The sequence below is a fragment of the Desulfovibrio legallii genome (assembly GCF_004309735.1).
In the GTDB taxonomy this organism is placed as follows: domain Bacteria; phylum Desulfobacterota; class Desulfovibrionia; order Desulfovibrionales; family Desulfovibrionaceae; genus Desulfovibrio; species Desulfovibrio legallii.
The window spans coordinates 234,171-254,166 of the sequence record NZ_SIXC01000003.1; the positions used below are offsets into that span (position 1 = coordinate 234,171).

A 19,996-nucleotide genomic window follows, 5' to 3' on the forward strand; every position below is an offset into this window, starting at 1 on the left:
GGCCCTGCATCCGTATTGCCACGCGAGGGAACAGCCATGCTCGAATCTTTTATTGGAAAGATGCTTGCCTCAGTGGACGTGACCATCAACGGCTCCCGCCCCTGGGACATCAAGGTGCACAACCCCAGACTTTATGCCAGAGTGCTGCGCGACGCCAACCTGGGCCTGGGAGAGGCCTATATGGAAGGCTGGTGGGACTGCGAGGCCCTGGACGCCTTTTTTTACCGCATTCTCAGCGGTGGGCTGGAGCGCCGCTTCCGGTTCAGCCCGCCCGTGCTGCTGGGCATCCTGGCCTATACGCTCTGCAACCTGCAGCGGGTGGGCCGGGCGCGTATGGTGGCCGTGCAACATTATGATTTCGGCAACGACATGTTCACGGCCATGCTGGACCCGGCCATGCAATATAGCTGCGCCCTGTGGGAGGGCGCGTCCAACCTGGAGGAAGCCCAACGCAACAAGATGGACCTCATCTGCCGCAAGCTGGACCTCAAGGCCGGTATGCACGTGCTGGACATAGGCTGCGGCTGGGGCGGCCTGGGCCGTTATATGGCGCGGGAATACGGCGTGCGCGTCACGGGGGTTACCGTTTCCAAGGCGCAGGTGGAGTACGCCCGCGCCAACAGCCAGGGCCTGGACGTGGAATGGCTGCTGGAAGACTATCGTTCCCTCACCGGAACCTACGACAGGGTAGTTTCCGTGGGCATGTTCGAGCATGTGGGCTACAAAAATTACGCCGTGTTCATGCATACGGTACGCCGTCTGCTCGCGTCCGACGGGCTGTTTTTGCTGCATACCATAGGCGCCAACAAAACCATGCGCTCGGTGGACCCCTGGATCAGCAAGTACATCTTTACCAACGGCATTCTGCCCAGCATCGACCGCATCGGCACGGCCGTCACCGGCCGCTTCATCATGGAGGACTGGCACAACCTGGGGGCCAACTATGACAGAACGCTCATGGCCTGGGCCCGCAACTTCACGGCCGGACGCGCGGCCGGGGCCTTCCATTGTTCTGAAAAAGTGGCCCGCATGTTCCAGTACTACCTGTTGAGCTGCGCCGGGGCCTTTCGCGCCCGCGACCTGCAGGTCTGGCAAATCGTGCTCAGCCCGCGCGGCCTGCCCGGCGGTTATGTACGCCCGCCGTTGTTGCGGCCCGGCGTATAGGGATCCGCCCCGGCACGGCTGTGGCCGCATGGCGGCAGGTTGCGCCGGTTGTCATATCCTTACTTTGCTGCGCCGCTTTGCTGGGGCGGTCTGCATTCCGCAATAAAAACGCCCGCCGGGAAAGCGGGCGTTTTTATTGCCGCCAAAGGCCACAGCCGTGCCAAAGGGGCTTACAGGTTGCGTTCTTCCAGGCCGCCCTTGTCTGTGCCGCCGGCCTTGGGGGGTTCCGTCACGGGCTGCAGGCCGGGCACCACGTCCTGCACGACGGTGGGCGGGACCAGCGGGTCGGCGGCGTCGCGCTCAATGACGCGGCTGTCGCGCACATAAAGGTTGCAGGCCAGGCCGAAGCATTCGTAAATGGCCGCCAGGGTGCCTTTGAGGGTTTCTTTGTCCGAGCGGGGGGGCGGCACCAGCACATAATAGGTGCGCGTGCGTCCGCCCCATTTGGGCTCCACCAGGCAGGAAACGATCCACTCGTCTTCGCCGTCGTTGTTCCAGTCTGCAATGGCCACCATGTTTACCGTTACCTTCTGGGTGGCGTGGTTAATGGCAAAGCCGTCGGACCAGCGCTTGACCCGGCTGTCCGGCTGCAGGGTGGCCGCAAAGGTGGCCCCCAGGTAGACGTCGTGGGCAGTATCCGCTTTCAGGAAGGAAGGTGAAAGCCGGCGGAACAGGATCTCGCCGTAGTCGCTGAACCCGGCAAAAGAAAAGGGCGCCACATAGGAGCCGTCCTTGTCCAGCAGGTTGCGGGCCTGCAGCTCCTTGGGCATTTCATGGGCCATGCGGATGAACTGGTCCTTCTGCACCACCGTCACGGGGCGGGTGCTGCCGCAGCCCGCCAGCGCGCCCAGACAGAGCAGAGCGCACAGTCGCAGTATTGTCTTTGACATCCACAAGCCTCCGGCGGATATTTGACAGGCGGCCGCGTTCGGGCCGTACCGCGTGGTTGTATGCGTCCCGGCCAGCCTTGTAAAGGGTTCTGGTACGGTCCCTGCATAGGCTTTGCACAGGGGCGCGTAGAGCCTTTGCCGCCCTGCAGGAGCCGTTATGCAAGAATCTGTCCCTCTGTCCATGCCCCTTGCCGTGCGTTCCCGGCCGCCCCTCTGGCTGCGCCTGCTGCCCTTGTGGCTGGTGCTCTTGTTAGCGGTCGGCACGGTCTGGTGGTGGGTGGATTCGGGGCGGGTGGAAAGCGCCCGCGCCGAGCTGGACGGTATGGTGCTCAGCGTGGCCCCGTCCTACAGCGCCCGGGTGTTGGAGGTGAGCGTAAGGCCGGGGCAGGAAGTGCGCCAGGGCGCGCTGCTGGCGCGTTTGGACGCTGCGGACTACAACCGACGCCTGGGTCAGGCGGCGCGCGAGGCCGACGATCTGCGGCGCATGGCCGGTCCGCCCGGCAGGGAAGAAACCGCCGCACGCCTGCGGGACGCCGAAGCGGCGGAAAAGGATATGGTGCGCCGTCTGGCCCAGGCGCGGCATGAAGAGGATATGCGACAGCGACAGCGGCAGGAAAGCGTGGCTGCCCACGTGCGCGCCCAGCTCCATTTGCGCGGATTGGACAGTCAGGGCGGCGCGCGTGTGGTGGGGCAGAACGTCTATGCCGCAGCCCGGCGGTCCGAAGCCGAAACCCGCGACGCCATGGACCGGGCCACTGCCGCTTTTGAAGAAGTCAGCCGTATTCGCGCGGCCCTGGACCAGGAACTGGGGCGGGTGCGCAGCGAACTTCTGCGCTATAAGGAACTGACCTCGCGCGGGCGCTATAGGCAGCCGGCGGGGCGTGATGCGCCCATGCCCGTCCCTGTGGCGGAGGCAACCCTCCGCGCGCCGCAGGACGCGCTGGTTTTGCGCGTGCTGGCAACCCCCGGCCAGACAGCCGCGCGGGACGAACCCCTGGTGTTGCTGTTGCCGCAAGGGGAGGCGGCCAGCGGCGGCTTGTGGCTGCGGGCCGGCTTTTTGCCTGAAGACGCTCGCCGGCTTAAGCCCGGCCAGCCCTGTGACGTGCGCCTGGAGGCGGACGGCAGGATTCTTGCGGGCACAGTGGCAGACTTGCTGCCGCAGAAAGTAGCGCCGGCGGGCGACGCGGCTGCGCCCGCAGCAGAGCCCGCATTTGTAAAAAACAACACGGCGTTGACCTATGTGCGCATCCGTCTGGATGTTGCCGACAGCAGCGGACTTGTGCCGGGCATGGCTGCGCGCTGCAGCGTGCGCACTCGCAGCCTGTGGTGAACGCCGGGGGCGGGCTACTCTTGCGCGCCTTCCAGTTCCGCCAGGTGGTTGCGGGCGAAATCCAGGCCAGGGTCCAGTTCCAGGGCGGCCCAGAGGTGTTCGCGGGCTTCTTTGGTCTTGCCCATGAATTTTTCGCACAGTCCCAGATTGGCCAGGTCCACGGCAGACCCCTTGTCCACCCGCAGCACGGCGGCAAAGGCCTGTGCCGCGCCGCTGTAGTCGTCGGTTTTGAACCGGGCCACACCCAGCAGGTTGGCGTATTCCTTCATTTCCGGGCAGAGGTCCGCAGCCTCGGCCAGAATGGGGATGGCTTCCTGCCAGTGCCCGGCCAGGGTCTGCGCATAGCCCTGGTAAAAAGTGGCCAAGGCGCGCGCGTCGGCATCGGGCTGCAGGGGGCGGGCCGCGGCGAAAAGGGCCGAAGCCGCCTCCCAGTTCTGGGCACGCAGGGCCAGCTGTCCTTCAAAAAACGGCAGGAAATGCGCGTCGGGATAGCAGGATGCCAGCACTTCCAGCCCCTGCCGCGCCGTATCTTCGTCCGCCTCTTCCACCAGTTTGCGCCCTACAAACAGCCCCAGGCACTGGTTGCGATCCCGCTCGCGAAAGGCCAGGCCGGGGGCCACGCTGTAGTGCGCGGGAATGCCCAGGCGGGGGTGGGTGGTTTCCACCGCGTAGACCTTGGTGGGCGCAAGACCGGCCAAGGCCGCGCGCAGTTCCTCCAGAATATCGTCATGCTCCACGCTGGGCAGGCTGTCGAGAGCCACAGTGGGGCCTGTTTGCAGCCATTGGGTCTGGGCAAGCTCGGTAAATTTGGGCAGGCCGGAAGCCTCGTAGCAGGCATTGGTGCAGAAATCGCCAGCCAATTGCGCCACCTCGGTCACGGCCCGCACCGCAGCCTTGGCCGGAGAAGCCGCCGTACCCGCCGTGAAGACGATTTCGGAGCTTTGGGGAAAGGTGGTGGGATCCCAGGCCAGGGCGGCCACTGTGGGCACGGGCATGCCCAGCGAAAAATCTTTGAGCAGCAGGCGCACGCCCTGTTGCGCGAAATCTGCCAGCAGTTCGCCCAGCACAGGGTCCAGCAGGCAGGATTGGGGGTCGATGGTGGGCAGGGCGGGGCGCTCTCGGTCTACACGGCAGCAGACGTGTCGCTCCACCAGTTCGCAGAGCCCCTGCAACAGCGACTCCTCCGGCGTGTTGCCCGCCGAAGTGCCGTTGAACTCGCCCAGCAGTTTGAACCAGTCCAGGGGCAGCCAGACTGTGGCGCCGTTGTCGAGGCGGGTGGCCGGGTAGAACTGCCAGGCGCAGCAGTCCAGCACGCGCCGGGCCGCCGCGGGCGCAAGGCTCGTTTCGTCCACCGAACGCAGCATTTCTTCCACCGGCAAAAGGTCCGCGCCGAACAGCGTTTCCGCCTCGCTCCAGGTGGCGGTGCGCAGCTGCGGGCGTTGCTGCCAGAAGTGGAAGAAGGCAAAGCGCTCCATCAGTTCCATGAGGGCTGAGGCTTCGGCCTGCTCCGGCGAGGATCCCTTGCCCATCTGCTTACGGGTAGGCATGATGCGCCGGGCGTCCGCGCCGCATTCGCTGAGAAAAACAGGAATGCCCAGGCGGCCCACATCCACGCGCCGGGTGCGGCTGAGCACATCCAGATGCGAGGCCGTCAGGCGTTGCCGCACGCGGGCTATGGTCTGGGCCGGGCTCATGGCCTTGTCCAGGTCGCGGGTGTAGCCCTTGGGGCAGGAAGTCAGGGTAACGCGGGGCAGGCTGTTCATGGACGCTCCAGAATGAGGATGCTGTACAGGCGGCGCTGGTCCTGGCCGTCTTCGTCGTGCGCAGTGACGCCGATGTGACCTTCAGTGATCGTGAAGGTTTTGGCCGCCAGCTTGGCAAAGTGCGGTTGGGCGCGGGCCATGTCCGTGCAGAACAGGGCCTTGCCGCCGGGGGCCAGGTGGCGGTCCACAAATTTGATCAGGGGGCGGTGCAGGGACTCCAGATAGAGCAGTTCCGAGGCCGCCATGAGGTCAAAGCCCGCCGCAAAGCGCGGGTCGCGCCCCGGCGCGGTCACGTCCACCCTGGTCACTTCAAGACGTTCGCCCAGGCCGTTGCGCAGGGCGTTGGCGCGGGCAAAGCGCAGGGCGTCTTCCACCACGTCGCTCACCACCATGCGCGCAAAGCCGTAGCGCGCGGCCACCAGGCTCAGCACGCCGCAGCCCGCGCCCAGCTCCAGCAGACTTTTGCTCTCCGGGGCGTATTTGCGCAGCAGGCGACCCAGTACAAAAGAGCCCGGCCAGACCTTGGCCCAGAGGGGTAGATCCTTGAGCGGATTGTGAACGGCCTTGCGCTGCAAAAGTTTGTCAATGTATTGCGGCATGTTGCGTATAGTGAGCACGTGCAGGGTGTTGTCGTCCACTGCCAGGGGCTCAAAATCCACATCAAAATCCTGTCGGATGCGGGCGAGCAGGGCGTCCAGGGGTGCATCTGCGGTCATGAAGCGCGATCCTTATAAAAATAATGCGTGCTGAAATTTTGCCTTTTACCCGGATTCGTCCTGCAAGGCAATCCTCTGGGTCTGACGCGGGCTCGACCCAGCGGCGAAAATCTGGCAGACTGCCGGCGTGTAAGGAGACGTCATGAAACAGATTTTTCGTTGGGAGCTGACCGTTCCGGAGGCGGATTTCGACCGGGCTACAGGCTTTTTGACCCTGCGTGTGCCCTTCGGCTGGGAAGAGCAGAGTCTGCCCACCGGAGAAACGGTTTTTCGCGTGCACTGCGACAATCCGGATTTTGTGCAGCAACTGCGGCAGGACAGCCTGGCCTGGCTGCCGGAGGCCGTCTGCCAGGTGGACAGCCTGGAGGCGCAGGACTGGCTGGCCGCCTGGCGGCAGTTTTTTACCCCGGTGGTCTGCGGGCGTTTTGTGGTGCTGCCGCCCTGGCTGGCGGAAGACCCCGCCTTTGCAGACAAAATACGCATTATTATTGAGCCCAAAAGCGCCTTCGGCACCGGGCATCACGCCACCACGGCCCTTTGCCTGGAAGTGCTGAGCAGCCTGCTGGACGCGGGACGTCTGCGAGCCGGTCAGACTTTTCTGGACCTGGGTACGGGCTCCGGCGTGCTGGGCATTGCCTGCTGCAAAAGTGGGTTGAGGGGGCTGGGGCTGGATATCGACCCCCTGGCCGTGGAAAATGCGGAAGAAAATCGCGCCCGCAACGCCGTGCCCGGTCTGGACCTGGGGTTGGGCGGCGTGGAGGCCGCCGAAGGCCATACCTATGATTTGATCCTGGCCAACATTCTGGCCCGGCCCTTGACGGAAATGGCCCCGGACCTGGTGCGCCGTCTGACCCCCGGCGGCTGCCTGGTGCTTTCCGGCCTGTTGGATATTCAGGCCGACGGCGTCACGGCGGCCTATGCGGCGCAAGGGCTGCCCGCACCGCGCCAGGTGGCGCGGGAAAGTTGGCGGGCCCTGATCTGGAAGTAGCTGTGCCGGGCCTTGCGCCGCCTCCCGGCTTGTCGCCCGCACCGTCCGCGCCTCTGACGCTCTGGCTGCCGCCCGCTGCTGCGCCGATCTGGCTGGCCGTGGGGCTGCTGGCGTTGGGCGCGGCTGCGCAGGTCGTGGGGTATAGCCTCGGTCGGGTGGGGCCGCTGCTGTGGGGGGCGGGGCTGGTGCTGGGGGCGGCCTGGCTGGACAAGGATGTGACCCTGGCCGTGGGGCAACTGCTGGTGACGGCGCTGGCCTTGCCCCTGACGCGGGAACGTGGGCGGCGCAGACCCTGACCCACGGGCCCGAATCTGCAGACGGGCCGCGTGCCCCGGCCTTGTGCCCCTGGTTGGCGGAATTCTTTACGGCACGCCGGAGCGCACGTTACCGCGCTCTTTGGAAAGATCCCTGGCAGACCGGCCTTCAGGTCCGCCTGCTCCAGACCTGACCGCCATGGACGGCCCAGAGGGACTGTGCCCTTAGGGCGTCCACGGCGGTTTGTTGCAAAAGCCGCGCAGGGTCTTTAGGCCAGTTTTTTCACCGCTTCCAAGGCTGCCGCATAGTCGGGTTCATGGGCTACTTCGGGCACGATCTGGCTGTAGGCCAGGGTGCCGTCCGGGGCCACCACGAAGATGGTGCGCGCCAGAAGGTGCAGCTCGTTGATAAGCACGCCGTAGGCTTTGCCAAAGTTCGCTTCCTTGTAGTCCGAAAGGGTCTGCACCGCGCTCACACCGGCGGCCCCGCACCAGCGGGCCTGGGCAAAGGGCAGGTCGCAACTCACGGCCACAATGCGCACTTTATCTGAAAGCGCGGCGGCTTCTTTATTGAAACGGCGCACCTCCATATCGCAGACGGGCGTGTCCAGCGAAGGCACGCTGACCAGTACCAGCACCTTACCGGCAAAATCCTTCAGACCTTTTGGGCTCATATCCGTGGCGGTGAGCGTAAAATCCGGCGCTTTCTGCCCCACGGCGGGCTGGTTGCCGCTCAAGTGCATGGTCGTACCTTTAAACGTGACGGTATTCATGGTCAACTCCTTGTTGCTCGGGTTGTCCGCACTGTGCCGCAGGCTTGTGGGATTGTCAATAACTATTCCTGACAAGAAGGGTTCTTGCCTGATTGCAGCATACGCGGGGGGCAGCGATGCCGCAAGTCCGGCCTGCGCTTGCCAGACGCCGGAAGGTGCTTATACTACAGATGCAGTTACCCCAAGCAGGAGCGTTTGATGAGCACGTTGACACCCCGGCAGATTGTGGCCGAACTGGATAAATTTGTCATAGGGCAGGAGCAGGCCAAGCGTATGGTGGCTGTGGCCGTGCGCAACCGCTGGCGGCGGCAGCACCTGGACCCGGAGCTGCGGGACGAGGTCTCGCCCAAGAACATCATTATGATGGGCCCTACGGGCGTGGGCAAAACGGAGATAGCCCGGCGGCTGGCCAAACTTTCCGGCGCGCCCTTCATCAAGGTGGAGGCCACCAAGTTTACAGAAGTGGGCTATGTGGGCCGGGATGTGGAATCCATGGTGCGCGATCTTATGGAAATCGGCATCAACCTGGTGCGCGAGGAGGAAAACGCCCGCGTGCGCAAGGCTGCCGAAGCCGCGGCGGAATCCCGCCTCATGGATCTGCTGTTGCCCAGTTCTTTCGGCGTGACTGACCGCGCGGACACGCGGGAAAAACTTTTGCAGCAGTTTCGCCTGGGTTTTCTGGACCAGCGTGAAGTGGAGCTGGAAGTGACCGAGCAGGGAGGCATGGGCGTGGACGTCTTTGCCATCCCCGGCATGGAGCAGGTGGGCGGCCAGATGCGCGACATGTTCAGCAAGGCTTTTCCACCCAAGCGCAGCCAGCGCAAAATGAAGGTGCGCGACGCCTTTAACGTGCTGGTGCAGGAAGAGTCCGGCAAGCTGGTGGACCAGGAAGCCCTGGTGGACCGCGCCCGTGAGCGCGTGGAGCAGACCGGCATTATTTTTATCGACGAGATCGACAAAATTGCCAGCACCTCGCAGAACCATACTTCGGACATTTCACGTGAGGGCGTGCAGCGCGATTTGCTGCCCATTGTAGAGGGCAGCTCCGTCAACACCAAGTACGGCATGGTGCGTACGGATCATATCCTGTTCATTGCCGCCGGGGCCTTTCACTTCAGCAAGCCCTCGGACATGATTCCTGAATTGCAGGGCCGTTTCCCCTTGCGCGTGGAACTGCAGGCTTTGGGCAAGGAAGAATTTTTGCGCATTCTCAAAGAGCCGGACAATGCCCTGACCAAGCAATACGCGGCCTTGCTGCAGACCGAGCAGATCCGCCTCAGCTTTGCAGACGATGGCCTGGAAGAAATTGCCGCCTTTGCCGAAGACACCAACGCCCGCACCGAAAATATCGGCGCACGGCGGCTGTACACCATCATGGAAAAAATTCTGGCGGACCTTTCCTTTGACGCGCCCGAAATGCCCGGTGCGCAGGTGGTGGTCAACAAGGCCTATGTGGCCGAAAAACTTCAGGACGTGCGCAACGATCAGGATCTGAGCCAATATATTCTGTAACAATTGTCCGGCGCGGGGCGGGCTACCGCCCCGCCGCGGCAAAAGCCCACAGCCAGGCCGCTGCCGGCAGAGCCAGGGCCAAGGCAAAGGCCGCTGCCTGGCGTAAGGCCGAGGGCCGCACCCCCACGCGCCGCAGCGGTAGCAGGCCCAGGGCCAGACCGCAGACCAGCCCGGCCACATGGGCTAGATAGTCCGTATTTTCTCCTTCCGTCCCCAGCATGGCCAGCAAGGCCGCTCCAGCAGCCACGGGCAGCATGGCTTTGCGCCAGTGGCGTTCCCGTCGGGCCATGGCCCCGGCCAGCCCCCCTATGGCGGCAAACAGGGCGGAGGAAAAGCCCAGACTGGTAAAGGCCCCAGGCCGCAAGGGCACGGTCAGCGCATTGCCCGCCGCCCCTCCCAGCAGGGTCAGCAGCACGGCCGACCCTGGCCCAACACAGCGGGCCAGCAAAATCAGAAACAACGCCCCAAAAACCACATTGCCGCACAAGTGGGTGAGCCCGGCGTGCAGGGTCAGGGCCGTGACTACCCGATACCATTCACCGAACACACGCACGCGCACCGCGTCCAGCATCCCGGCGGTGGCCCAGGTTTCCGGCGGCGGCAAGCACACGGGCACAGGCCACCAGCCTGCCCGCCAGCCGTGCCAGAGCACCAGCGGCAGCAAGGCCAGAATGGAAAGATAACTGTAGGGGAAAGGCCGCCAGGGCGTCCGGGGCGGGCGCGGTTTCTGCTCCTGCACAAATTCCGTCAGTTCCAGGCGCGCCCGCTGCTCCAGCAAGGGCGGCACATAGGCGCACAGTTGTCCTCCAAAGCAAACCGTCCTGCACGGAATGCGGCAGGCCTCCAGCACCAGCAGACGGTCGCGGGCACGGGCGTAGCCTGCCGCGCCCTCCACTTCCAGAATTTTGCGCCAGAATGGGGGGACGGAACCGGGCCTGCGCCGCACGCGCCAGCGCCCGGCAGGCAAGGGATGGCGGGAGGAAGAAGAAACAGCGCGCATACGGCATGGTAGCATCGGGCCCGCTGCAGCTCAACTGCCCCCCAGCCAGCCCTTCCTTTAAAAAAATGGGCGCTGTCTGGAATATACCGAGCTGTGTCGGCTTCACTGCTGTGCTTTACGCAGACGCTTGCAGCCACGGGATAGCTGCCGGGCTTGCCTTGGACGGATGGGGTGGCCGTATAGAGCAGTTAGCGAATGAAATGAGCTAACTGCTCTGCAAGGATTTTCTTGAAAATCCTTGCCACGAAATGCGAGAAGGCAGGCTTTTGCCTGCCGTAAGCGAGCATTTCAAGTGTTAAATACTCTAGTCGGGATACAGCGCAATTGGGCGCCTGAGGCGCTTGAGTGACGGTACTGCGGAGCAGAGAAAAAAATAAGACCCCGACAGAAAAGCCTGTCGGAGTCTTCCTGCGAAAACAGCTTCGCGTAAAAATTGTCCAGGTTAGCTCTCTTTGCGCACCAGGGGCTTAGTCACTACGCCGGAGCGCAGGCAACGGGTGCACACGGTGAGCGTACGCACGCTGCCGTCAGCAAACTGATGGCGCACGCGCTGCAGATTGGGGGCGAAGCGACGCTTGGTCTTGATATTGGAGTGGCTCACAAGATTGCCAACCTGGGGCTTTTTGCCGCAGAACACGCATTCCTTGCTCATATTTTCCTCCGCAGATGCAAAAAAAATTGGCGGCAAAAACGAGGCCCGGCGTCAAAAAGCACCTCTGGGCGGGCATGACCGCGCGAAACGGTTATATAGTCCATGCCGGAGGAAAAGGCAAGAAATTTTCCCGAAAAACCTTGCACAAAATACCCTGCGGCATCTGGCCTGGGCAAGCCGTAAGGGCCCCCGGCACATGGTGTAAAAAAGCCTTGTAATCTCGTCTATTATAGCAAAGTCCAAGAACGGCCGTGTGTTGAGGCGGTCGCAGGGGAAAAATCACGCCGCCATCTGGCTTGGAGCGCCGCTGTTGCGGCGCATCATTCTGATGCGGTCAGTGGAAACCAGTACGGCTTCAGAAAATGCAGTCGGCACGCTTCCCCGGTCTGAGGGCCCTTGCCATACCGTCCCTTTTGCACCCGCACTTCCTGTTTGCCCACTCTGACTTGATAGTCAATAAGTTCGCCAAGAAAAGTTCGGCGTTCCACTATGCCGGGCACGCCGCCCTCATCGACAAATTCGATTTCATTAGGGCGGCTTGCCATGGTACCCGTGCCCGCGCGCACAATGGTCGCGTCTGGAACGCAGCCGGAAGGAAACGGCGCGGCAACGCCGTCCAGCACCATAGCACTTTCGGTTACCGTCATGTCCGTGAAGTTGGAAAGCCCAATAAAACTGAACACAAATCGATTGGCTGGGTTGGTATACACTTCGAGCGGCGAGGCTATTTGTTGCACCACGCCGTTTTTCATGACCAGAATACGATCTGAAAGGGCCATGGCCTCTGATTGATCGTGGGTCACGTACATGATGGAAAAGCCGTATATTTTTTGCAGCTCTTTTATTTCAAAGCGCATTTCTTCACGCAGGTGCGGGTCGAGGCTGGAAAGGGGCTCGTCCAGGAGCATGACAGAAGGGTTGATGGCCAGCGCCCTGGCCAGGGCTACCCGCTGCTTGCCGCCGCCGGAAAGATCTGCGGGGCTTTTGCGCGCCACGTCCAGCAAATTTGTGTGCTGCAGCGCCTCGGTGGTACGCTTGTCGATTTCAGCCGCATTGGTTTTTTTGATACGCAATGGAAAGGCTACGTTTTCGTAGACGCTCATGTGCGGCCAGACGGCAAAGGCCTGAAAAACCATGCCGAAATCACGTTTTTCCGGCGGCAGGTAATATTTTTTCGCACCGGACGAAAGCAGCTTGCCGTTGACGCTGATCTCCCCTTCGTCCAGATCTTCAAAGCCCGCCACCATGCGCAGGGTCGTAGTTTTGCCGCAGCCCGATGGCCCCAGCATGGAAAAGCACTCGCCATCGCCGATTTTCAGATTCAGCGAGGAAACAGCCTTAACCTTGCCAAAATATTTGGTTACGTCGGTCAGTGTAATGGACATGCTCAGGCCTGCCTGGTTTTGGCAAAGTGGTTGATAATGGTTTGCCCCGTCACGATAAGGATCAGCGCTATGCCTGCCAAGGCGGCTGAAGTGACCGTTTCACCGTCTTCATTCAAGGTGTAAATAGCCACGCCGATGGTGCGGCTGGTAGTGCCGTAAAGCATGACGGAAACTGTGAGTTCGCGCAGGGCGGGCAAAAAGATGAGGAAGAAGGCCGCGACCATGCCGGGGCGCACCAGGGGCAACACAATGTCGCGCAGGGCCTGCCACATGGTGGCGCCGCAGGCGCGGGCCGCCTCTACCAACGAGTCGTGCACCTGCTCCAGCGCGGCCGAGTTGGCCTTGAGCGAAAAGGCCATGTAGCGCGCTATGTAGGCAATAAGGATAATCCAGATCGTGTTGTAAAGATTGATGCCAAAGCGCCCGCTCCAGGCCAGGATAACGCCCAGGGCAATAACCGAACCGGGAACGGAAAAAGGCAGCATGCCCAAAAATTCCAGGATGCCCTTGCCGCGTACCTTCATCTTGACAATGACGTAAGAAATCATCACCCCCGCGAACATGGTGATGGTGGCTGCAGCAAGGCCCAGCCCGATACTGTTTTTGATGGCCTGCTGGGTTTGGTCCCACTCAAAAAGCACGTATTTATAGTTCTCCAGAGAGAGATTCTCCCAGGTGATGGGCACCCCGTAGGTTTTCAGTCCGCCCACTAAAAAGATTGTTACCGTGGGCAGCACAATGGTTACGCCGATATACAGCAGGCAGAAGAGAAACAGCGGCGTGCGCAGACCGCGCAACTTCAGCTCCATGGGCCGAAAGCTCTTGCCGGCGATGATTTGGTATTTGCCTGATCCCAAAATCTTCCGTTGCAGCCAGATGATGCACGCTGCGGTTACCACCAGCACCGAGGCCAGTACAGTGCCGGTGCGGATGGAATCAAAGCTGCCCGCGCTCTGGTGGATGCGCTCGTAAATCAGGGTAGGGATATTGTAGATGCCCACCTCTATGCCCAGAACGGCCACTGTGCCAAAATGGGCCATGGAATACAGCATGATGAGCAGTGCCCCAGAAAGAATACTGGGCATTACCAGCGGCAGGGTGATTTTGCGGGTGATGGTGAAGAGGCCCGCGCCGGAGATTCGGGCCGATTCCTCCAGCGTTGGGTCCATGCGTTCCAGCGCGCCGCAGACCTGAATGAAGACAAAGGGGAAAAGATACATGGTTTCAATGGCGATGATGCCGCCATACGAAAAAATGTCGAACAGCGCGCTCTCCGAGCCGGTAAGGTCGCGCCATAAGCGATTGATATAGCCTGCACGGGGCGAAAGCAGCATTTTCCAGGCCAGTGCGCCGATGAACGAAGGCAGCATGAATGGCACCAGAAACATGCTTTTCATAAAACCTTTGTAGGGGATGTCGGTGCGCGTTACCAGCCACGCAAAAAAGGTGCCCACAGTGGTGGCGCAAAGGGTCACGCCGCTGGCGATGAACAGCGAGTTCAACAGCGCTTGGTACGTCTCCCCCTCGCTGAGGGTTTTGACTACATCTGCAGCGTTGAACTGACCGTCAACAAAAAATGCGTTGAAAAAGATGAGGGCCACCGGCACCACAACCACAATGACAAGAATGGCAATGGACAGAAATAAAATGACTTCCGCCACGCCAAAAGAATGTTGTCGTTTGACCGCTTGCATACCTGTCCGCCTGATTTGAAAAAAATGGCCACCCCGGGCCGCGCCATCTTCGACGGCGCGAAACAGGGTCGTGCGCGTGTGTTTTTTTATTTGAACCAATGCGCGTTACGCAGGGTAAAGACACAATCTTCACCCTCTTGAAGCAGCAGGCCGTTTGCCAGGGCCTCGTGCGTATCCAGAGCTGTACGCAGGTATTGCCCGCCCACTTCCAGCTGGTAGTCCATAAACGCGCCCAAAAAACTGGCCCGATGCACCTTGGCCCGCAGCCCTTGGCCTTCGCGCCGCAGAACTACGTCCGAAGGTCGAAAGCCCACCCGCAGATCGCCGGAGGAACCGGCTTCGGGCAAAAGGGGAAAGGCTTGGCCTGCCAATTCGGCCGCACCGTTCTGCACCCGAACGTGCAGAAAATTGCTCATGCCCAGGAAGGAAAACACAAATTCGTCCACAGGGCGGGCAAAGAGCTCGGTCGGCGTGCCCACCTGGCGCAACGCGCCCTGCGCGTCCATCACCGCCATCCGATCCGAGATGGCCAGGGCTATTTCCTGATCATGCGTAACATAAAGGATGGTGACCCCAAGATTTTTTTGCAGCGTTTTGATTTCAAAACGCATTTCTTCGCGCAGGTTGGCGTCCAGGTTGTTCAGGGGTTCATCCAGCAAAAGCAGGCTGGGCTGCGCCACCAGCGCGCGCGCCAAGGCCACACGCTGTTGCTGGCCGCCCGAAAGTTGCGAAGGCAAGCGGTCTTCCATGCCCGTAAGGTTCACGTCGTCAATGCTTTTCTGCACCAACGCTGCCGCTTCCGCCGGGTTGGTTTTGGCGATTTTGAGAGGATAGCCTACATTTTGCCGTACCGTCATATGCGGCCACACGGCATAGTCCTGAAAGACCACCCCAAGGCTGCGCTGCTCCGCCGGCAGAAAAGCTCCAGTTTTGGCGTCGGCCACTACCTCGGAGCCGATGCGCATGCTGCCCCCGTCCAACGCCTCGAAGCCGGCAATAATGCGCAGCAGCACAGTCTTGCCGCAGCCGGAAGGCCCTATAAGCGTGAAGCACTCGCCGTCCTCCAGCTTTAGGGAAAGATTCTGCAAAACCTTATGTTCGCCATAGGATTTTGAAATATTGTCGAGTACGATTTCCGCCATAAACTGTCCCTTATGTGGCCGTGCACAGACCACGACCACTCTGGAGCGACGCCCTTTTCCTGAGGGAAAGGGCGTCGCTCCTGCGGCGTTGCGCCCACCAACGCGCGCTCCGGGCGCACGGCGGTGGATTTGTCACAGAGTTGTCACTTTTTTGTAACTATTTTGCCATCATGATGTCGGTAAACTTTTTAATAGTAGCTTCCTTGTCAGTCAAAATCTTTTTGTAATCAACTTTGAGGCTGCGGGCCATGGCGTCCTCACCGGAGGGCAGGTTGTATTCCTTGCCGGGGGCTATGCCTTTGCGCACGGGCAGGGTGCCTTGCTCGGCCAGGATCTGCTGGCCTTCTTCAGAAAGCAGAAAGTCCACAAACTTTTTGGCCGCATTCAGGTTCGGCGTGCCTTTGAAAATAGCGGCCGGGCTGGGGATGACGAGCATCTCGGGCGGATACACCAAGGCGAGGTCAGCGCCTTTTTTGATCTTTTCATTCACGATGTAGTCCACGCCGATGCAGGCGAGCAAATCGCCGGAAGCTGTATCGTCCACCACCTGGCCAGAGCCCTTGCCAATGCGCGCGCCGTTTTTGTGCACGTTTTGGATGTAGTCCCAGCCAAACTTGTCCACCAGAAGCTGGATGCTCATGTATGCGGTGCCGGAAAGGGCCGGGTTGGCAATGCCGAACGCCTTCTTGAACTCAGGCTTGGTCATGTCGCTCCATTGTGTGGGCGGCTGTTTCACATAGCGTTTGTTGTAGGCAATGCCCAACGTCCCCAGACGGACGGCTGTAAATGAACCGTCAAAATCAGCAAAGGGGTTGATGACATTGGGCATCTCTGGCGAAATGTATTTTTCCAGAAGGCCCTCGGCGCGCATGTTGAAAAAGTCCGGCACTTCGCTGGTCCAGATGACGTCGGCCATAATTTTGCCAGACTGCCGCTCTGTAGCAATCTTGGCCATGAGCTTCCCAGCCCCAGCAGACTGATAGTCAACAGCTATATCAGGATATTTCTTGACGAAGGCCTCTTTCATAGAACCAATAATGGATTCTTTTAGTGAGGTGTAGACAACCAGTTTTTCGCCCGCAATGGCTGAAATTGCGGAGATTGCCACCATGGCGACTGCCAACAAAAAAATACTGCAACGTTTCATGCGTTCTCCTCGTAGCTGTGGAAAAGTGCTTGGCAAGAGGCAAATTTTGAACAATAGGCCCTAAGACAAATTTCTCCGCATGGTATCCAAAGCAGGCTGTAATGACAATACATTTTCCAACGATGCAGATCGCCGCGAGGCGCAATCAAGTCCATCCCCCGGGCCATTTTAAAAACAGGGGCAGAGCAACCAGAGCCGGTTGCCCTTCCACTGTAAAGCATGCCATTGATAAAGCTGGTGCCTCTGGCATAGGAACACCAAGATGAAAACAGCAGGTTTGCCACAGCGCAGCGTATTGGGATGCTCCGCCAGGCAGGCAAGCCGTAGGCCCTTGCGCGGCTTCCGGATCAGCCGGAAAGCTCACCGAGCTCCTGCAGCCGCTGCTCCACAGCTTCCCAGCGCAGCAGCAGCGCCGTCTGTTCTTCTTCCAGGGCCGCAAGCCGGCCTGTCGTGCGGGTAAAGGCTGCCGGATCTCTTGTGAACAAGTCGGGGTCGGCCAGGGCGGCTTCAAGGTCGGCCTGCTCCCGCTCCAGAGCGTCCAGGCGCTCTGGCAGGGCGTCCAGCTCCTTGCCCAACAGTTCAAACTCCCGCTGTTCCTTGAAGCTGCGGCGGCGGGGTTTGTCCGTGGCGGGGCGCTGGTCCGTCCGCCGGCCGGGACGGACGGCTTTTTCTTCCGCCTTCGGTTCCTGTGGCGGCGTGGCCCGCTGGCGCAGCCAGTCTGTATACGCGCCCACATACTCGTGGGCCCTGCCGTCGCCTTCCAAGGCGATCACGCTGGTCACCATGTTGTCCAGAAAGCTCCGGTCGTGGCTGACCACCAGCACGGTGCCGGCATAGTCCGCAAGCAGTTCTTCCAGCAGTTCCAGCGTTTCCGCGTCCAGGTCGTTGGTGGGTTCGTCCAGCACCAGCACGTTTGACGGCCGGGTAAAGAGCTTGGCCAGCAGCAGCCGGTTGCGCTCCCCGCCGGACAGGACTTTGACCGGCAGCCGGAGGCGGTCCGGGGTAAAAAGAAAGTCCTGCAGATATCCGGCCACATGGCGCGTGGCGCCGCCCACGGTGACCACGTCGTTGCCCTCGGCCACGCTGTGCATGACGCTTTCTTCCGGGTCCAGACTTTCGCGCAGCTGGTCAAAGTAGCTGATCTGCAAATGGGTGCCCAGACGTACCGTTCCTTCCGTGGAGGGCAGCTCGCCAAGCAGCACGCGGATCAGGGTGGTCTTGCCGGCGCCGTTGTCGCCGATGAGGCCCACGCGGTCCCCACGCTGGATCACGGCGGAAAAATTGCTGAAAAGCGGCGGTTTGCCGGGATAGGCAAAGGCTACGTTTTCCGCCGCCATCACGAGTTTGCCCGAACGCTCGGCTTCCTGCGCGGCCATGCGCACGTTGCCCTGCCTGGCGCGCCGCGCGGCCCGTTGGGAGCGCAGGGATTCAAGGGCGCGCACCCGGCCCATGTTGCGCGTGCGCCGGGCCTTGATGCCCTGGCGTATCCACGTCTCCTCCTGGGCGAGCTTTTTGTCGAAAAGTGCGCAGGCGCGTTCCTCGGCGGCAAGGCGTTCCTCCCGCCGTTCCGGATAGCGGTCAAAACCGCAGGAATAGCTGAACAGCCTGCCCCGGTCGATTTCCACCACGCGCGTGGCAAGGCGTCCGGCAAATGCTCTGTCGTGGCTGACGAAAATCAGGGTGCGGACCTTGCGCAGCAGAAAGTCCTCCAGCCAGGTGATGGTCGTGAGATCCAGGTGGTTGGTCGGCTCGTCCAGAATAAGGTCTTCGGAGCACACAAGCGCCCTGGCCAGGGCTACCCGCCTTTTTGTGCCGCCGGAAAGTGCGGTGAAGTCGGCGTCCGGATTCAGCCCCAGCCGGTTGATGACGGCGAGCACCTCGCCGTAGTGCTCCCAGGCGTCGGCTTCCACGGCCTGCCCCTGCGCCGTTCCGGCATGGGCGGCGGCCAGGGCTTTGCCTTCCTCACCCAAGGCGGCGGCTACCAGGGAAAAAACAGAACCGCGCCAGTCTTCGGGCACGTCCTGGGGCATTTGCCCCATTGGCGTACCGGGCCGGAGAATCAGGCCGGAGTCTGGCGCCATCTGCCCGCCCAGAAGCGCCAGCAGAGAAGATTTGCCGGCTCCGTTGCGGCCCACAAGGCAGATGCGCTCACCGGTTTCAACGGAAAGATCAGCCGCGTCCAGCAACGGCTTGCCGCCAAGGTTCAAAGTAACGCCCTGCATGCTCAGAAATGCCAAAATATTCTCCAGCGCGGTGGGGTAGGAACAGCTCTCTGCCGTAACGTCCGGGAGCCGTTGCCTTCGGGGCCGTATCCACGTCGCCAAAGGTTCCGGCCGGGGCTTCACCAAAGGCGTATACCCGTGGCGGCTCAATGCGGCAACACCTGTGGATCAGATACCCCGTCCGGCCAGACCTGTCCAATGGCATGTCCTGCGGGGGAGGGGCAAGTGGGACCTGCTGCACCGTTGCCAGAATCCGGCTGTCGGAAAATCGGGAGGCTTGAATTGAACGCATCTGTTTAGTTCAGTCTCAGAAATTCTACGCATAAACGCTATTTCTTTTTTATAGAGGGGATTATTCTGCCGTATACCCGCTAAATGTGCACTTTTAGGCATAAAAATAGCAAGTTACCATTATATATTCTTGCTGTTTTATTACATAGTGGTTGAGAAAAATGGAGTTGAACATTCAATACAATGGTAAATCCGTATGCCATATTTACCAAATAGGGGAAAAAAGAGATATTTATAGTAAAAGTTACTATTAGTATTTTTTTATTGAATAATTTGATTGTTTGGCATAAATTCTCAAATTCGATCTTTGACCGGAGTGAACTATAATGTCTTTGCCTAACGAGGCGTCATCCGACGCGGAAATCTACCCCAAACCCAAGCACGACCGTCGTCTCGCGCCCGATATCCCCAGCCGCGGGACCACCCGACGTGGCGTTCACCAGCGGTATGAGGCCCATCTTCCGGTAACTGTGCGTGATCCCGCAGACAGCGCTTTCTCTTTGCGGTGTCTTAGCGAAGATTTATCGTCATCAGGCATGCTGCTCCAATGGCGGCAAGATGTACCGTGTCCTTCTGTAGGGGACAAATTGGTGCTGAAGTTCACCATGCCGCCCGGCACTCTGCCGGAAGGTTATGAATCTCGCGTGCGCATACCGGCAGTCGTGGTGCGTCTGGTGGATGACATTAATGGCGAAAAAAAGATTGCAGTAAATTTTACCAGAAATTTGGATACCTATCTTCTCGTGAAAAAATGGCTGCGATTGATTGTTACATCAATATTTTTGATTGCTCTTTCTGTTTATGCTGTTCTTTATATGAGAAAGGAAAGCGTGTTTTATTTTATGTTTGATATTCCAGTATTTACATATGGTATTATTGCATCTGTTTTTTTGGTTAGCCGTTTTATTTTTGCTTTTTTTTACCGTAATGTACGGTAATCCTCCCATTTTTAGGAGCACTTACAAGTAGAGCCTAAGACACCTGTGCGAGCTTCATGGCGGGAGTTATGCCGCCAATGCCCATGTTGGGGCGCTCGTTATTATAACTCCAGAGCCATTTGGTGGAAAAATCCT

17 protein-coding genes are annotated in these 19,996 nt (G+C 60.3%); 6 read left to right on the plus strand and 11 right to left on the minus strand.

Going from position 1 to position 19,996, the window contains the following annotated elements:
- Positions 1-36 precede the first annotated feature (36 nt).
- Positions 37-1,164, plus strand: coding sequence for a cyclopropane fatty acyl phospholipid synthase (gene cfa, locus EB812_RS03590; RefSeq protein WP_118229987.1), 1,128 nt, complete (start codon positions 37-39; stop codon positions 1,162-1,164).
- A gap of 170 nt (positions 1,165-1,334) precedes the next feature.
- On the opposite strand, the gene EB812_RS03595 is transcribed toward cfa, so the two are convergent.
- Positions 1,335-2,054 carry a hypothetical protein gene (locus tag EB812_RS03595; protein WP_118229986.1) on the minus strand — a complete coding sequence of 240 codons (720 nt, stop codon included), beginning with the start codon at positions 2,052-2,054 and terminating at the stop codon, positions 1,335-1,337.
- A 157-nt stretch (positions 2,055-2,211) separates the two neighbouring features.
- Between EB812_RS03595 and EB812_RS03600 the strand changes: the two genes are divergently transcribed.
- Entirely contained in the window at positions 2,212-3,384 is a 1,173-nt protein-coding gene (locus tag EB812_RS03600; protein WP_118229985.1) for an HlyD family secretion protein, read from the plus strand.
- Positions 3,385-3,398: 14 nt separating this feature from the next.
- Here EB812_RS03600 and EB812_RS03605 read toward each other — a convergent pair whose 3' ends face one another.
- Together EB812_RS03605 and EB812_RS03610 are read right to left on the minus strand one after the other, a co-directional pair.
- Positions 3,399-5,147 carry a YcaO-like family protein gene (locus tag EB812_RS03605; RefSeq protein WP_118229984.1) on the minus strand — a complete coding sequence of 583 codons (1,749 nt, stop codon included), beginning with the start codon at positions 5,145-5,147 and terminating at the stop codon, positions 3,399-3,401.
- Positions 5,144-5,863, minus strand: a complete 720-nt coding sequence (locus EB812_RS03610) for a class I SAM-dependent methyltransferase (protein ID WP_118229983.1) — start codon at positions 5,861-5,863, stop codon at positions 5,144-5,146. Before EB812_RS03610 ends, EB812_RS03605 begins: the two co-directional genes overlap by 4 nt.
- A gap of 142 nt (positions 5,864-6,005) precedes the next feature.
- On the opposite strand from EB812_RS03610, the gene EB812_RS03615 reads away from it, so the two are divergent.
- Positions 6,006-6,851, plus strand: coding sequence for a 50S ribosomal protein L11 methyltransferase (locus EB812_RS03615; RefSeq protein WP_118229982.1), 846 nt, complete (start codon positions 6,006-6,008; stop codon positions 6,849-6,851).
- A gap of 2 nt (positions 6,852-6,853) precedes the next feature.
- Entirely contained in the window at positions 6,854-7,147 is a 294-nt protein-coding gene (locus EB812_RS03620; RefSeq protein ID WP_118229981.1) for a hypothetical protein, read from the plus strand.
- Between the two features lie 227 nt (positions 7,148-7,374).
- Here the strand turns inward: EB812_RS03620 and tpx are convergent, their stop codons facing one another.
- Positions 7,375-7,878 (minus strand): thiol peroxidase, encoded by a 504-nt coding sequence (tpx, locus tag EB812_RS03625; protein WP_118229980.1) that lies wholly within the window; start codon positions 7,876-7,878, stop codon positions 7,375-7,377.
- Between the two features lie 198 nt (positions 7,879-8,076).
- Here tpx and hslU point away from each other — a divergent pair, with 198 nt between their 5' ends.
- Positions 8,077-9,390, plus strand: a complete 1,314-nt coding sequence (gene hslU / locus EB812_RS03630) for an ATP-dependent protease ATPase subunit HslU (RefSeq protein ID WP_118229979.1) — start codon at positions 8,077-8,079, stop codon at positions 9,388-9,390.
- A gap of 22 nt (positions 9,391-9,412) precedes the next feature.
- Here hslU and EB812_RS03635 read toward each other — a convergent pair whose 3' ends face one another.
- The 7 genes from EB812_RS03635 to EB812_RS03665 all read right to left on the minus strand — a co-directional run bounded on the left by EB812_RS03635 (position 9,413) and on the right by EB812_RS03665 (position 18,647).
- Positions 9,413-10,390: a rhomboid family intramembrane serine protease gene (locus tag EB812_RS03635; RefSeq protein ID WP_118229978.1), complete on the minus strand. Its 978-nt coding sequence runs from the start codon at positions 10,388-10,390 to the stop codon at positions 9,413-9,415.
- Positions 10,391-10,832: 442 nt separating this feature from the next.
- Positions 10,833-11,042: a 50S ribosomal protein L28 gene (rpmB, locus tag EB812_RS03640; RefSeq protein ID WP_118229977.1), complete on the minus strand. Its 210-nt coding sequence runs from the start codon at positions 11,040-11,042 to the stop codon at positions 10,833-10,835.
- Between the two features lie 320 nt (positions 11,043-11,362).
- Complete coding sequence (locus EB812_RS03645; RefSeq protein ID WP_118229976.1) at positions 11,363-12,427, minus strand: ABC transporter ATP-binding protein; 1,065 nt, start codon at positions 12,425-12,427, stop codon at positions 11,363-11,365.
- 2 nt (positions 12,428-12,429) lie between these two features.
- On the minus strand, positions 12,430-14,121 hold the full coding sequence (locus EB812_RS03650; RefSeq protein WP_118229975.1) for an ABC transporter permease: 1,692 nt from the start codon (positions 14,119-14,121) through the stop codon (positions 12,430-12,432).
- 86 nt (positions 14,122-14,207) lie between these two features.
- Positions 14,208-15,263 carry an ABC transporter ATP-binding protein gene (locus EB812_RS03655; RefSeq protein WP_118229974.1) on the minus strand — a complete coding sequence of 352 codons (1,056 nt, stop codon included), beginning with the start codon at positions 15,261-15,263 and terminating at the stop codon, positions 14,208-14,210.
- Between the two features lie 157 nt (positions 15,264-15,420).
- A complete protein-coding gene (locus EB812_RS03660) occupies positions 15,421-16,410 on the minus strand; it encodes an ABC transporter substrate-binding protein (RefSeq protein ID WP_118229973.1) in 990 nt (329 codons plus the stop codon).
- 347 nt (positions 16,411-16,757) lie between these two features.
- Positions 16,758-18,647 (minus strand): ATP-binding cassette domain-containing protein, encoded by a 1,890-nt coding sequence (locus EB812_RS03665; RefSeq protein ID WP_130957833.1) that lies wholly within the window; start codon positions 18,645-18,647, stop codon positions 16,758-16,760.
- Positions 18,648-19,249: 602 nt separating this feature from the next.
- Here EB812_RS03665 and EB812_RS03670 point away from each other — a divergent pair.
- Positions 19,250-19,861, plus strand: coding sequence for a PilZ domain-containing protein (locus tag EB812_RS03670; protein WP_130957834.1), 612 nt, complete (start codon positions 19,250-19,252; stop codon positions 19,859-19,861).
- Positions 19,862-19,996: the final 135 nt, after the last annotated feature.

Coding starts and splice junctions, on each gene's coding strand:
- cfa (WP_118229987.1), top strand. CDS start 37: ATGCTCGAATCTTTTATTGGAAAGATGCTTGCCTCAGTGGACGTGACC.
- EB812_RS03595 (WP_118229986.1), bottom strand. CDS start 2,054: ATGTCAAAGACAATACTGCGACTGTGCGCTCTGCTCTGTCTGGGCGCG.
- EB812_RS03600 (WP_118229985.1), top strand. CDS start 2,212: ATGCAAGAATCTGTCCCTCTGTCCATGCCCCTTGCCGTGCGTTCCCGG.
- EB812_RS03605 (WP_118229984.1), bottom strand. CDS start 5,147: ATGAACAGCCTGCCCCGCGTTACCCTGACTTCCTGCCCCAAGGGCTAC.
- EB812_RS03610 (WP_118229983.1), bottom strand. CDS start 5,863: ATGACCGCAGATGCACCCCTGGACGCCCTGCTCGCCCGCATCCGACAG.
- EB812_RS03615 (WP_118229982.1), top strand. CDS start 6,006: ATGAAACAGATTTTTCGTTGGGAGCTGACCGTTCCGGAGGCGGATTTC.
- tpx (WP_118229980.1), bottom strand. CDS start 7,878: ATGAATACCGTCACGTTTAAAGGTACGACCATGCACTTGAGCGGCAAC.
- hslU (WP_118229979.1), top strand. CDS start 8,077: ATGAGCACGTTGACACCCCGGCAGATTGTGGCCGAACTGGATAAATTT.
- EB812_RS03635 (WP_118229978.1), bottom strand. CDS start 10,390: ATGCGCGCTGTTTCTTCTTCCTCCCGCCATCCCTTGCCTGCCGGGCGC.
- rpmB (WP_118229977.1), bottom strand. CDS start 11,042: ATGAGCAAGGAATGCGTGTTCTGCGGCAAAAAGCCCCAGGTTGGCAAT.
- EB812_RS03645 (WP_118229976.1), bottom strand. CDS start 12,427: ATGTCCATTACACTGACCGACGTAACCAAATATTTTGGCAAGGTTAAG.
- EB812_RS03650 (WP_118229975.1), bottom strand. CDS start 14,121: ATGCAAGCGGTCAAACGACAACATTCTTTTGGCGTGGCGGAAGTCATT.
- EB812_RS03655 (WP_118229974.1), bottom strand. CDS start 15,263: ATGGCGGAAATCGTACTCGACAATATTTCAAAATCCTATGGCGAACAT.
- EB812_RS03660 (WP_118229973.1), bottom strand. CDS start 16,410: ATGAAACGTTGCAGTATTTTTTTGTTGGCAGTCGCCATGGTGGCAATC.
- EB812_RS03670 (WP_130957834.1), top strand. CDS start 19,250: ATGTCTTTGCCTAACGAGGCGTCATCCGACGCGGAAATCTACCCCAAA.